This is a genomic window from Candidatus Poriferisodalis sp. (assembly GCF_965204125.1).
Taxonomy (GTDB): domain Bacteria; phylum Actinomycetota; class Acidimicrobiia; order Acidimicrobiales; family Poriferisodalaceae; genus Poriferisodalis.
Genome location: NZ_OZ241968.1, coordinates 2,905,461 through 2,918,976, shown reverse-complemented (window position 1 = coordinate 2,918,976; position 13,516 = coordinate 2,905,461). Strand labels below are relative to the sequence as shown.

The 13,516-nt window shown below is 68.4% G+C and carries 9 protein-coding genes and 2 tRNA genes; 4 read left to right on the top strand and 7 right to left on the bottom strand.

Annotated features, from left to right (window positions below):
* Positions 1–66: 66 nt before the first annotated feature.
* Together ACOGXD_RS13460 and ACOGXD_RS13455 are read right to left on the bottom strand one after the other, a co-directional pair.
* Complete coding sequence (locus tag ACOGXD_RS13460; RefSeq protein WP_419915537.1) at positions 67–2,022, bottom strand: ABC transporter substrate-binding protein; 1,956 nt, start codon at positions 2,020–2,022, stop codon at positions 67–69.
* 31 nt (positions 2,023–2,053) lie between these two features.
* Positions 2,054–4,102, bottom strand: a complete 2,049-nt coding sequence (locus ACOGXD_RS13455; RefSeq protein ID WP_419915536.1) for an ABC transporter substrate-binding protein — start codon at positions 4,100–4,102, stop codon at positions 2,054–2,056.
* A 149-nt stretch (positions 4,103–4,251) separates the two neighbouring features.
* On the opposite strand from ACOGXD_RS13455, the gene ACOGXD_RS13450 reads away from it, so the two are divergent.
* Together ACOGXD_RS13450 and ACOGXD_RS13445 are read left to right on the top strand one after the other, a co-directional pair.
* Positions 4,252–4,324 (top strand) — tRNA-Ile (locus ACOGXD_RS13450).
* A gap of 122 nt (positions 4,325–4,446) precedes the next feature.
* A tRNA-Asn gene (locus tag ACOGXD_RS13445) sits at positions 4,447–4,519 on the top strand.
* A gap of 26 nt (positions 4,520–4,545) precedes the next feature.
* Here ACOGXD_RS13445 and dnaG read toward each other — a convergent pair.
* The 3 genes from dnaG to ACOGXD_RS13430 all read right to left on the bottom strand — a co-directional run bounded on the left by dnaG (position 4,546) and on the right by ACOGXD_RS13430 (position 9,469).
* Positions 4,546–6,519 carry a DNA primase gene (gene dnaG / locus ACOGXD_RS13440; protein ID WP_419915535.1) on the bottom strand — a complete coding sequence of 658 codons (1,974 nt, stop codon included), beginning with the start codon at positions 6,517–6,519 and terminating at the stop codon, positions 4,546–4,548.
* A gap of 62 nt (positions 6,520–6,581) precedes the next feature.
* Positions 6,582–8,114, bottom strand: coding sequence for a putative PEP-binding protein (locus ACOGXD_RS13435; protein ID WP_419915534.1), 1,533 nt, complete (start codon positions 8,112–8,114; stop codon positions 6,582–6,584).
* 5 nt (positions 8,115–8,119) lie between these two features.
* Positions 8,120–9,469 (bottom strand): glycine--tRNA ligase, encoded by a 1,350-nt coding sequence (locus ACOGXD_RS13430; RefSeq protein WP_419915533.1) that lies wholly within the window; start codon positions 9,467–9,469, stop codon positions 8,120–8,122.
* 95 nt (positions 9,470–9,564) lie between these two features.
* On the opposite strand from ACOGXD_RS13430, the gene ACOGXD_RS13425 reads away from it, so the two are divergent.
* A complete protein-coding gene (locus ACOGXD_RS13425) occupies positions 9,565–9,999 on the top strand; it encodes a hypothetical protein (protein ID WP_419853341.1) in 435 nt (144 codons plus the stop codon).
* Positions 10,000–10,005: 6 nt separating this feature from the next.
* Here ACOGXD_RS13425 and recO read toward each other — a convergent pair whose 3' ends face one another.
* Together recO and uppS are read right to left on the bottom strand one after the other, a co-directional pair.
* Entirely contained in the window at positions 10,006–10,722 is a 717-nt protein-coding gene (gene recO / locus ACOGXD_RS13420; protein ID WP_419853340.1) for a DNA repair protein RecO, read from the bottom strand.
* Between the two features lie 52 nt (positions 10,723–10,774).
* Positions 10,775–11,497: a polyprenyl diphosphate synthase gene (gene uppS / locus ACOGXD_RS13415; protein ID WP_419915532.1), complete on the bottom strand. Its 723-nt coding sequence runs from the start codon at positions 11,495–11,497 to the stop codon at positions 10,775–10,777.
* A 63-nt stretch (positions 11,498–11,560) separates the two neighbouring features.
* Here uppS and ACOGXD_RS13410 point away from each other — a divergent pair, with 63 nt between their 5' ends.
* Positions 11,561–13,504, top strand: a complete 1,944-nt coding sequence (locus tag ACOGXD_RS13410) for an ATP-dependent DNA helicase (protein WP_419915531.1) — start codon at positions 11,561–11,563, stop codon at positions 13,502–13,504.
* The last annotated feature ends 12 nt before the right edge of the window (positions 13,505–13,516 follow it).

Below are 13,516 nucleotides of genomic sequence, written 5' to 3'. Positions count from 1 at the left end.
CCGCTCACGGGCCGCTCGGGCCACGGCTTCGCCATGCGGCTCAGCCTCTTGCACCAACGCATCGCCTCAGCCCTGACAATCGCCGTCATCGCACCAGATCTGGGCGACATGGTGTGCCCCGGCGTTCACGGCGAACGCGCCGACGTCGCTGCCCGGGATCGGCAGGTCGGTGAGGTTCTGCACCCGGGGGTTGGCGATGACACCCCACAGCGTCCAATGCGTCCACAGGTTCCAGACGTTGCGCCCGAAGGCCCGATTCACCTCTTCTGCGGCCTCACGGCGAGCTTCGGGGTCGGGATTGTGGCGGATGACGTCGTACGCGGCATCGATGGCAGGGTCCTGGAAGCGCCCGAGGTTGGAGGCCAGCTCAGGCACGGTCGGGTCGATCGGGAGCGCAGTCGACGAATTCCACCAGAGCCACTGCTCGATGGGGTCCACCCCGCCGTGGGCGCGCAGCCCCATCATCTCGTACAGCCCGGCCAGCGCCAGGCCGAAGTACTGGCCCTGCTCGATGGGCTGGATCGTTGCCGCGATCTCGTCGCCGAAGGCTGCCCTCCACATCGACACGATGAGCTCATTCGACTCGACGTTGAACGGGTCGTTGGTGGAGTTGAACCCGAACGTCACCGGGTTCTGGCCGCTGTCGGCCTTGCACTGGGCGAACTCGGCCCGCGCGGCATCGAGGTCGAAGGACGGGTAGCCCGAGTCGTCCAGGTAGCCCATGCTGCCGGGCGGGAACGGCCCATTGGCCGCCCGCACCAAGCCCTGGAACCGTTCGCTGACGAATCGCTCGCTGTCGAATGCGTGCGCCAGTGCCTTACGGCAGCTCAGGTGCACCAGCGGGTTGGCCGCATTGAGCCCGTGCGGGTCCATCTGGATCGGCTCGTCAAGACCCCGCAGCTCGGCGAGCACCGGGTTCACGCCGGATGCCACGTTCATGAGGCTGAAGTTGGTCTCGCCGAAGTCATTGGCCTGCAGCAGCACGAAGTCGGGGTCGCCTTCGTACTTGGCGATCTCGTCCGCATTCGACGTGTGGATGATGTCGAATTGGCCCGCTCTCAGGCCGTTGGAGCGGCCCACGATGTCCACGGCCACCACAAACTCGATCTCGTCCAGGTACGGCAGGCTCTCACCGGTGATGCCGTTGGGGCCGCGCCAGTAGTCGGGGTTGCGCTCGGCGATGAAGCTGTTGCCGTTGCCCGGCGTGTACTCCACAAACTTGAACGCCCCCAGCCCCACCGGTGCCGACGGATCGCCGGTGGCGCTGGCGAGGCCTGCAGTCCGCTCCTCGGCCGACAACGGCGAGAACGGCGACGTGTACATCGGGTTGTTCGGCAACGTCTCGAGCCATGCCGGCGAGAACATGAAGCCGCAGCCCTGCGCCCTCGATGCGGGACCCGGCCCGGTCGCGAAGGGGATGGACGTCTCGTAGTACACGTACTGGCCTTCGCCCCAGACGTTCTCGATGCCTAGGTAGCCGGGCCCGGTCTGCTGGCTGAAGCGGCACAGGTTGATGTTGTACGCCACGGCCTCGCCGGTCAGCGGCGTGCCGTCGTGGAACGTGATGCCGTCGCGGATCCGGAGCGTCCATGTCAGGAAGTCGTCGCTTGGCGTCTCAGATTCCACCAGATACGGCACGATGTCGCCGTTGGCGTCGGTGACATACATCGACTCGGTGACCGCACGCATGATCATGCGGCAGCTAATCGCGCACAGCGCCGCGTAGGGCGCGAACGGGTTCGCCGTGTCGGCCTCGATGCCGTACACCAGCCGGCCGCCATGCACCGGGCCGGATGAGACGTCGCGAGTGTCTTCTCCCGTGGCCTCTCCGGCCTCGCGTGCCTCAACAACCTCCGCCTGCGACTCCCCCAGCGTCGTCGCGACCTCACCGGCTGCGTCGCCTGCCGAGCCCTCGTCCGGGTCGGATGGGATGCCAGAGTCCCCGCCGCCGTCTCCGGCGGAACAGGCGACGGCAATCAGCGCGAACGCTGCCGCTGCTGCCAGCGAACGCGCTCGCGCCAACTGCCGCCTCCTCCTTCGTTCTGGTAGGTGCTCAGCCCTGGCAGTTCCCGTCGGTGCACCAGATCTGCGCCAGGTGATGCTTGCCGGAGATCACCGGGAAGGCGCCCTCAGCGTTGTCGGGGATCGGCAGATCGGTGATGTTCTGCACCCGCGGGTTGGCGATGACCCCCCACAGGGTCCAGTAGGTCCACAGATTCCATACGTTCTTGCCGAACGCCCGATTGACCGCCTCTGCCGCTTCACGCCGGGCCTCTGGGTCCGGATTGTGACGGATGACCTGGTAGGCAGCGTCGATCTCGGGATCCTGGAAGCGCCCGAAGTTCAGCGCCAGCTCAGGTACGCCGGGGTTCACCGGACTCGCCGTTGCCGAGCTCCACCAGTACCACTGCTCAGCCGGATCCACGCCGCCGTGGTTGCGCCAGCCCTGCATCTGGAACACTCCGGCCAGTGCAAGGCCGATGTACTGGCCCTGCTCGATCGGCGCGATCGTCACTGCCAGCTCGTCGCCGAAGGCATCGTCCCACATCGACACGATGAGCTCGTTCGATTCCACGTTGAACGCGTCGTTGGTGGTGTTGAACGAGAACGTCACCGGGTTCTGGCCGCTGTCGGCCTTGCACTGCTCGAACTCTGCCTGTGCAGCCTCGACGTCGTAGGTCGGGAAGCCGGAGTCCTCCAGGTGGCCCACGCTGCCCGGCGGGAACGGGCCGTTCGCGACCTGCACCAAGCCTTGGTGGCGTTCGTTGGCGAAGCGCTCGCCGTCGAACGCGTGGGCCATCGCCTTGCGGCAGCTCAGATGCACCAACGGGTTGGTCGAATTGATGCCCAGCGGGTCCATCTGGATGAGTTGGGACGCATCAGTTGGGTCGCCCCCCCTCACGAAGGTGAGCACCGGGTTCACACCCGACGCGACGTTGATGAGGTTGTGGCTGGTCTCGCCAAAGTCGTTGGCCTGCAGCAGCACGAAGTCCTCGTCGCCCTCGTACTTGGCGATCTCATCGGCGTTCGCCGTGTGGATGATGTCGAACTGGCCGGCTTTCAGACCGTTCGAACGGCCCTGGATGTCCACGGCCACCACGAACTCGATCTCGTCCAGGTACGGCAGGTTCTCGCCCGTGATGCCGTTCTCACCACGCCAGTAGTCGGGGTTGCGCTCGGCGATGAAGCTGTTGCCGTTGCCCGGCGTGTAGCTGACGAACTTGAAGGCACCCAGCCCGACCGGCGCCGAGGGGTCGCCGGTGGCGGCCGCGAGGGCAGCCTCGCGAGCGGCCTCAGGCAGCGGCGATGCCGGCGAAACATACAGCGGGTTGTTGGGCAGCGTTTCCATCCATGCCGGGCTGAACATCTGGCCGCAGACTTCGGCACGGCCTGCCGGGCCGACGCCGGTCGCCAGAGGCTGGCCGGGGCTGGCCGTGACCGTCACCGTCTGGCCTTCGCCGGTAACGCTGTCGATGCCCAAGAACGCCGGGCCGGTGAGCTGACTGAGGCGGCAGAGGTTGATGTTGTAGGCCACGGCCTCGCCGGTCAGCGGGGTGCCGTCGTGGAACTTGATGCCGTCGCGGATCGTCACCGTCCAAGTCATGTAGTCGTCGCTGTGCTCCTCCGACTCCACCAGCAGAGGCACGATCTCGCCGTCGGCATCGGTGATGTACAGCGAGTCGGTGATGGCACGGAAGATCATGCGGCAGCTGATGGCACACGACGTGGCGTAGTGGACGAACGGGTTGGCCGAGTCGGCCTCGATGCCGTACACAAGCTTGCCCCCGTGGACCGGGCCGGTCTCGGTCTCACGGACGTCCTCGCCCGTGGCTTCGCCAGCCTCGCGGGCCTCGACTACCTCTTCTTCCTGCTCAGACAGTGTGGTGGAGGGTGCTTCCACGGCAGCCTCGGTGGTGTCCGGCTCCGCCGGCGCCGCACCGTCGCCGTCGCCGTCGCCGTCATCTGTGCCGCCGCAGGCGACCGCGATCAGGGCGAAGGCGGCAAGCACCACGCCCAGCCGAATGCCGAACGAGCGCCGGGACCCTCGGCGGCGCCCGCTCATGAGTTGATCGGCGTGGCGCCGCGAGTGACCTGTGTGCATCGTGGATGCTCCTCCCCAATGGCGCCACCGCGGCGCTTTGCGCGAAACCTACTAGCCCTGCTGTGGGGCTCTGAACCGGGTCCTGTTCTCGGTTCAGGGCCTCGTTTGGCTCGCGACCGACTCACTCGCTGGGCCGGTACGGTGCGACCGGGCCGGTAGCTCAGTGGTCAGAGCAGGCGACTCATAATCGCTGGGTCGTGGGTTCGATCCCCACCCGGCCCACTCACTGTCGGCGGCGCGCGGCGACCGTGCCGTCAGCGGCGCACGACGAACGCGCCGTCAGCGGCGCACAACAACTCAGTATCGTTGCTCCGCACGTTCGAGGCGCTGCGCGACTCGTTCGGTCCGGGGTAGCTCAGTTGGCAGAGCAGCGGACTGTTAATCCGTTTGTCGTGGGTTCGAGCCCCACCCCCGGAGCACTCTCGGCCAGCCGGTTGGCGCCCTCAACTGGCGCGCAGCCATTCCGCCACTGCCTCCGCCGCTCCGACCCGCAAATCGGGATTCAGCAATTCGGTTTCGCGTTCGCGGAGCCAGACAAGCCAGCCGTGGCGCAGACGCAGTCGCTCGGTCTCCGACTGCTGAGAGTCGGATTCGGCGCCCGGAATCTCGGCGCCGTTGCGGATGAGCTGAATCGTCTCCTGGACGTGTCGATGCAGTGCCATCGCCACTCGGTCGAGTGCCTCGCCCTCCCTGAACTCGCTGGCCCCGGCAGCCGCTTGGGCAAGCAATTCGCGATCGGGCACGTCGGAATTCAAACGATCACGCCAATCGGGCTCGCCGACAACGCGCAAGTACGCCTCACGAGTCTCAGGCAGCGAGAACAACTGGGGCACGATGAGCGACATAGCGTCACTGTCCGCCGAAGCGGCCGCTTCGAGCAGGGCTTGCTCACGTGCTGCAACGCTTCGTTCGAGGCTTTGGCCCTTCGATCTGTGCGTCGTCGGCGATGGTGCCTCGGGCGGGTCCCACCTGTCGCCCGGGTACGCGTCGTCGAAGTAGCCCTCGTCAGGCTCTGGAGGCGGCGGCGCATCGTACGAGTCAGCAGCCGGGGAATTCGTCCGGTCGGTCAGTCGCTCCCGAGCCGATTCGACGCGCTCGCGCAGGTCCGCGACTGCCATCGGGATGAGCCGTGCAATCGGCTCCAAGTCAGCGTCGATCAGTACGTCGGCTGGGTACACGGCGAACACTTCGGCTGCTTCGTCTGCTGCGCGATCGCGGCCTGAGGGACTGTCAAGGTCGGCTCGCTCCAGGATCCGCTCGGCCCGGAAGGTGTGCAGCGGTTGGGCTTCGTCCAATGCCCTGCGCAGCGCAGGCGGGTTGGTCGCTGCGAGGTCGCCCGGATCGGAGCCAGGCGGGAGCGCCGCAACGAAGATGTCGAGGCCGAACTCCCGCTCCCATTGGTGCACCCGCTCGGCGGCAGTCTGGCCCGCAGCATCCGCATCGAACGCCAGCACGATGCGCCTGGCGGAGCGCGACAGCAGCTCGGCGTGCTGCTTGGTCAGCGATGTGCCGCACGTGGCGACTGCCTCGGAGATCCCCGCGAGATCGCAGCCGATGACGTCGGTGTTGCCCTCGCACACCACGATTCGCTCCGATGTGCGTGCCGCCTGCTTGGCCAAGTGCAGCCCGTAGAGCACCTTGCTCTTGTCGTAGACGGCAGTGCCGGCGGTGTTCTTGTACTTCGGCCCCTTCGCCGGCGGCTCGCCGGACCGGGGCAGGATGCGTCCGCTAAAGCTGACCACCCGGCCGCTGGCGTCGCTGATAGGGAACATGACCCGGTCCCGAAAGAAGTCAGGCGCCTGTTCCGCTCGACTGCTGTTTGCCGAGTCGGCTTCGACACCCGTGCTGCTTGCCCGTCGAGAGACCTGGGACGCCAGGCCGGCCATTCCGAGCAGATCTGCCGGCGCATCGAGGTGCTGGCGCAGGGCATCCCAGAGCGGCGGGGCGTAGCCCAGGCGCCACTTCACCACCGTGTCGCGGTCGTAGCCCCGCCGTCGCAAGTACGCCCGCGCCTCGCCCGCATCGGGGCTGCTCATCAGGCGCTCGTGGTAGAAGCGAGCAGCGCGTTCCAGCAGGTCCAGGAGCTCTTTGCGGCGCTGGTTGGCGCGCTGTGCGCCAGGGGCGTCGTAGGTGAGCTCGATGTTCGCCGCAGCTGCCAACTGCTCGACTGCCTCGACGAAGTCCAGGTGCTCGGTCTCGCGCAGGAACGTGATGGCATCGCCCGAGGCCTTGCATCCGAAGCAGTGGTAGAAGCCCTCAGCGCCGTTGACGCTGAATGACGGCGTCTTCTCGGTGTGGAAAGGGCACAGCCCCACGTGACGGCTGCCGACACGCTTCAGGCTCACCCGCCTGCCGATGAGCGCGACAAGATCGGTCGCCTCGCGCACACGCTGCACGTCGGAATCCCGAATGCTCATCTGCCGATGACGCTAGTAACTGCCTGCAACACACCCCGGCGAGGGGATCGCGTTCAAGTGCCTCAATTCGCCGCCAACAACACTTGGGCGGCGGCTAGGCGGGCTATCGGGACGCGGTAGGGCGAGCACGACACGTAGTCGAGGCCTGCTTGTACTGCGAATTCGATGCTGGCCGGGTCGCCGCCGTGCTCGCCGCAGATGCCGGCACGCAGGCCTGGATTGGCGGCGCGCCCTCGTTCCATCGCAGCGCTCACGAGCTCGCCCACGCCGGCACGGTCGAGCGAGGCGAACGGGTCGGCGTCCAGCAGCCCGTCAGCGAGATAGGGCGCAATGACCTGTGCCGCCGTGTCATCGCGGCTGTAGCCGAAGGTCATCTGGGTGAGGTCGTTGGTGCCGAAGCTGGCGAACTCCACGCCGCTCGCCAGCTCGCCTGCGATGAGGCAGGCACGGGGCGTCTCGATCATGGTGCCGATCGGCGGCGGGGCACCGGCATCGGCGCTCTCCCACGCCGAACGCACGGCACCCACCGCAGCCGCAAGCTCAGGGGCCGTGGACACCAGGGGCACCATGATCTCGGCACGGGGGTCGCCGCCTGCGGCACGACGGTCGGCCACCGCCCCTGCGAGCGCCTCCACCTGCGCGGCATAGAGCTCGGGGCGCAGCAGGCCGAGTCGCACGCCGCGCACGCCCAGCATCGGGTTGTGCTCGTGCCACTGTGCGGCCTCGTCGGGGTCTGCCCCGGCAAGGAACTCGTGCATGGGCGCATCGAGCAGCCGAACGGTGACCGGCAGCCCGTCCATGGCCGCCAGCAGCTCGCGAAAGTCGGCTCGCTGGGCCGCTGCGAGATCGTCGACATGCTCGACGTGCCCGCGCAGCACGACATGCTGCACGATCTCCAGCCGGTCGGGCTCCAAGAACATGTGCTCGGTGCGGCACAACCCGATGCCCTGCGCCCCAAGCGCTCGCGCCGTCGCTGCATCGGCCGCTGTGTCCGCATTGGCGAGCACGGCGAACCGGCCGGCCGCAACCCGATCCGCCCAATCCAGCACCTCGGCGATCTCCGCCGGCAGCACCGAACCCGGCCCCGGGCCAGCCCCTGCCCCTCCGACAGCCGACCCCGCGATCTCACGGTCCCCCAGCATCACCTCGCCGGTGGACCCGTCGATCGAGATCGGCGTGCCGTTGGCGATGCGCCGGTGGTTGATCACAAAGCAGTCAGCCTCCACCGTGATCTCGCGGGCGTCGCACACGGCCGGAATGCCCCAGCCCCGCGCCACCACCGCCGCATGGCTCGCCAACCCGCCCCGGGCAGTCAGAATCCCCGCCGACAGGCCCATCGCGGCCACATCGGCAGGCGTCGTCTCGGTGGCAACCAGGATCACCGTGCTGCCCGCCGACGCCAGGTCCAGCGCCGCCTCCGAGCCCACCGCCACCAGCCCCGATGCCGCTCCTGGCGACGCCGCCAATCCGGTCGTCAGCACTACACCGCCGTCGCCCGCGAACGTCGGGTGCAGAGCCGCGGTCAGCTCCTCGAAGCTGAGTTCGGCCACGGCCTGCTGCTGGCGAGCGCTCAGTCCGATCTCAGCGTCCGCCATGGCGCTCAGAGATCCAAGCGATCAGCCAGATGTTCGACCAGAGCGCCAATGGGCACACGGTCTTGGGCCATGGTGTCGCGGTCGCGCACGGTGACGCAGCGGTCGTCGATGGAGTCGAAGTCGACGGTGACGCACAGCGGCGTGCCGATCTCGTCCTGGCGGCGGTAGCGGCGCCCGATGGCCTGGGTCTCGTCGTAGTCGCACATCCAGCGCGGCTGGCACAGCCCGAGCACCTCGGTTGCCAGCCCGGGCAGCGGCTCCTTGCGTGACAGCGGCAGCACCGCCACCTTGTACGGCGCCAAGCGCGGGTGCAGGCCCAGCACCGTTCGCACTTCGTCGTTGACGTTCTCGGTGCGGTACGCAGCGAGCAGAAATGCCATGAGCGCCCGCGTCGCCCCCGCAGCGGGCTCGATCACGTGCGGCACGTACCGCTCGCCACTGGCCTGATCGAAGTACTCCAGCTTCTGACCCGAGTGTTCGGCGTGCTGGCTCAGGTCGTAGTCGCCGCGGTTGGCGATGCCCTCGAGCTCGCCCCAGCCCCACGGGAACAGAAACTCGACGTCGCTGGTGCCGCTGGAGTAGTGGCTGAGCTCATCGGCGTCATGGGCGCGCAGGCGAAGCTGACGGGCGGGGATGCCCAGGTCGGCATACCACTGCATCCGCTCGGCCAGCCAGTACTCGTACCACTGCGGCGCCTCGGCGGGCGGCACGAAGAACTCCAGCTCCATCTGCTCGAACTCGCGGGTGCGGAACACGAAGTTGCCCGGCGTGATCTCGTTGCGGAACGACTTGCCCACCTGGGCGATGCCGAACGGCGGCCGCTTGCGGCTCGTCTCCAGGATGTTCTTGAAGTTCACGAACATGCCCTGGGCGGTCTCGGGCCGCAGGTACACCTCGGCGCCCGCGCCCTCCACCGGCCCGGCCTGGGTGCGGAACATGAGGTTGAACGCCCGGGCCTCGGTGAACGTGCCGCTCCGGCCGCAGTTCGGGCACACCTCGGGGTCGTCGAGCTGGTCCTGGCGGTGGCGGGTCTTGCAATAGGTGCAGTCCACCAGCGGGTCGGTGAAGTTCTTCAGGTGCCCCGAGGCTTCCCAGATCTGCGGCGGGCCCAGGATGGATGCGTCGAGGCCCACCACGTCGCTGCGCATCTGCACCATCGAGCGCCACCAAGCGTCCTTCACGTTGCGCAGGAGCTGCGCCCCGATCGGCCCGTAGTCGTACGCGCTGCGGAAACCGCCGTAGATCTCGGCCGAGCCGAACACGATGCCGCGGCGCTTGCAGAGATTGACGATCTTGTCGAACAGCGCGGGATCAGGGCCCGGCTGTTCGGATTCGGCGCCGGCGGTGTTCGTCACGGGCGGCAAGGGTACTGAGGGCCTGCAGGGGCGCCGGAGCGAATTTCGGCGGGCGGAGCTTCACCGGCCGCCCGCCGCTCATTAGGATCGGTGCTATGCGGTTGCGCGACACCACCGTGGTCTTCCTGTGTGCATTCCTCGGAATGATGGTGCTGTTCTTGCCGCTCCCGGTCTTAAGCGGCCCGTATGAGGACATCCAGGAAGGTCAGGTCCACTGGACCTGCTCGATGCCGCTGCTGAGCCTGGCCCCGCCCGATGTGGATCTTGACGAGGTTCGCAACGCAGTTGACGACGCTATTGCCGAGATGCGTGCCACCGGGCAGGACTATGTGCCGCCTGAGAGCCAGCATCCGCTGTGCGGCGGATTGGCCCGCACGCAGGTCGTGCTGGCGCTGCTGGCGTTCGCCGGGGCGTTCTGGCGAGGCCGCAGGTGGTGGCGCTCGACCGCCGACATACGAGCAGAGAAGCGCTTCAAGCGGCTCCACGAGAGCGTCGAGAACCCCGACAGCCGCCCCCGCCTCTTCCGCTAGGCCAGCTCAGCCGAGCAGGTCGGCGCTTCGGAGGCGCCGGTCCATGTGGTACTCCCACATACGGGTGACGGCCGCCGCGGCCTCATGCGTGTCGGAGGACAGCTCGATGTCGAGCACGGCATTCACCCGCCCGTCGATGATCGAGCGCAGCATCTTGAGCGCTCCGGCAGACAGGGAGCGGCCTCGGCGATGGGTGGCGCAGGTCACACCGCCGCTGGCGGGGTCGAAGGCCACGATGGGCGCACCGTCGCAGCCGCTGCCCACCACGCACCCGTCGAGCATCGGCGCAGTGCCCTCGTGTGCCAGCAGGCGCAGCAGGAACGCGGGCAGCAGCATCTCGGAGTGGGCCTGGTCGAGGCGGCCCAGCGCTCCGACGAGCATCTGGTACGGCACCGGATCGTCGCCCCGGTCGTGCACCGACTGGTCCACTGCCTCGGCGAGCGTCATGGCTGTGCCCAGCCGGTCGAGATCCGAGCGCAGCGTCGGCCAGCGGTCGAGCGTCACTGCGCCGGTCACGATGTCGAGCTCGCCGCGTCCCCGGTAGAGCTGCAGATCGACATGCCGCAGCGGCTCGACGTGGCCGGCCAGCTTGCTTCGAGTGCGCCTCGCACCCTTCGCCACCGCGCGCACCTTGCCGTGCCCGGAGGTGATGATCGTGATGATCCGATCGGCCTCGCCGAGCTTGGTAGTGCGCAGCACCACCCCCCGATCCCGGTACTGCATCTGCGGAGGCTTCCCCTTCGCTGTGTCGGGTGGGCGTCGCGGGCGTGCGGCCTCAGCGGTTCAGGCCGCCGAAGCGCCGGTCACGGGCTTGGTAGATGCCGATGGCGTCGAAGAGGTCTCCCCGCCGGAAGTCGGGCCAGAGCGTGTCGGTGAACAGCAGCTCGCTGTAGGCCATCTGCCACAGCAGGAAGTTCGACAGCCGGTGCTCGCCAGAGGTCCGGATCATGAGGTCGACCTCGGGCATCTCGGCGTCGTAGAGATGCTTGACAAGCGCTGCCTCGTCGATCTCGTCTGCGGGGACACCCGAGCGCACCAGGCCGGCGGCAGCGTCGACGATCTCGGCCCTGCCGCCGTAATTGAACGCCACCGTGAACGTGAGGCCGGTGTTGGCCGCCGTCAGTTCGACGGCCTCGTCGATGCGGGCGCGGACCCGGCGCGGGATACGGGCATCGGGCCGCCCGACAAAGCGGATCCGCACGTTCTGCTCGTGCAGCTCATGGCTGCGCCGCACCAGCAGCGACTCGTTGAAGCCCATGAGGAAGCGCACCTCGGCAGGCGGGCGACGCCAGTTCTCCGTGCTGAACGCGTACACGGTGAGCCACTGGAGGCCGATCTCGGCCGCGCCCTCGACGGTGTCGATCAGGGCCTCCTCGCCGGCCGCATGACCTTCGGTACGCGGCAGCCCGCGCGCCTGGGCCCAGCGTCCGTTGCCGTCCATCACACAGGCCACGTGAGTCGGCAGGCGCGACACATCGATTCCCGCACCTCGGTTCACACTGCGCAGGGTAGAACCCTCACCGCCGCAGATCGTTGCGCCCGCCGTCCAGAATGGAGCCAGATGTCCGACGAGCCATGGGACCTTGCCCCTGCCACCGGCGCCGACGATGCCGCTGCAGTACTCGGCCAGGTGATCGCAGGGCTTCCCGGCGGCGGCGAGCAGCGAGACGGCCAGGCCGAGATGGCAGCCGCAGTGCATGACGCGATGGCCGGCGGTGGAACGCTGCTGTGCCAGGCAGGCACGGGCGTGGGCAAGTCGCTCGCCTACCTCATACCTGCCGCGCTCGCTGCGGCTGGGGGCAAGCGAGTGGTGATCGCCACCGCGACGTTGGCGCTGCAGGACCAGCTCGTCGGCAAGGACCTGCCGCTGGTGGCCGCCGGGATGGCCGAGCGGCTCGGGCGCCCAGTCCGGTGGGAGGTGCTCAAGGGGCGCAACAACTACCTCTGCCGCCATCGCTTCGGCGCGTACGCGCAGCAGCAGTTCGACCTAGGTGACGGCCCGGCCACGCCCACCGAGCTGGCCCGGCGGCAGCAGCTGTCCGAGATCCAGCAGTGGGTGCCCCGAACGCGCACCGGCGACCGTTCGGAGCTGGCGGTGGCGCCCGATGCACGCGTGTGGTCGTCGGTGTCGGTGACCAGCACCGAGTGCATCGGCGCCGAGCGCTGCCCCGAGGGCCACCGCTGCTTCGCCGAGGAAGCCCGGGCCCGTTCCGCGCGGGCCGGAATCGTGGTGACCAACCAGCACCTTTACTGCATCGACCTGTTCGGCGACGGCTACCTGTTCGGGCCGCACGATGCCGTCGTGTTCGACGAGGCCCATCAGCTCGAGCCGGTTGTCACCCAGGTGGCCGGACTGGAGATCACACCGGCGGGATTCACACGTCTGGCCACCGAGGCGCGGGCGGTGGGCGCCGCGGGCACAGCTGCGGATGCCGTCGCTGATGTGTCGAACCGACTGGCCGACGAGCTCGGACCGCTGCGCGATACACGCCTGGGAGCGATCACCGGCGACCTGGCCAGCCTGCTCGAAGTCGCCGACAGCAGGGTCGCCGAACTCGCCTCCGAGCTGCGGTCGGGGGCAGACGGCGACGCAGCCGATCTGGAGCGGCTACGCGTCGGGCGGATCGCAGCGGAATCACTCACTGCGCTGCGCGCCGCGCTGGACCCCCCGCAGGGAACGGTCATCCTGGTGGAAGGCCGAGGCCGGCTGCGCTTGGCGCCGCTCGACGTGGGAGACCTGCTCGCGAGCCGGCTGTGGGGCCGCCACGCGTGCGTGCTCACCAGCGCGACGCTCGGCCCGCACTTCGTCGGCCGGCTCGGCGTGCCCACCGCCGACCACACGTATCTCGCAGTGGACAGCCCGTTCGACTACCGAGCGAATGCGCTGCTGTACTGCGCCCGGCACCTGCCCGCCCCCACCAGCGATGCGTACCGGGCAGCAGCCATCGACGAGCTGGCAGAGCTCGTCGTCGCAGTCGGCGGGCGCACGCTCGCGCTGTTCACGAGCTGGCGCGCACTCAATGACACCGCTGATGCGCTCGCTGAACATCTCAACGGCATCCGGGTGTTGCGCCAGGGAGGCGAACTGTCGAATGCCGCTCTGCTCGACGCGCTCGGTGACGATCCCGCCACGGTGGTGTGCGGCACGATGAGCTTCTGGCAGGGCGTGGACGTGGCCGGGCCGGCCCTGTCGCTGTTGGCGATTGACCGTCTCCCGTTCACCCGGCCCAACGAGCCGCTCGCGGCAGCCCGGCGCGAGGCCGCGGGCAGCGATGCCTTCATGACTGTCGACGTGCCGAATGCGGCAGACATGCTGGCCCAGGGAGTGGGCCGGCTGATCCGTACCACGGTCGATCGCGGCGTGGTGGCGGTGCTCGACTCGCGGCTCGCCACTGCCGGCTACCGCTCGCGCCTGCTCGATCCGCTGCCGCCCATGCGCCGCAGCATCGATCAAGTCGAAGCAATCGAGTTCCTCAGCTCGATCCGCAACCAGCACCCCGCCTGAGGCGCGAGCAGA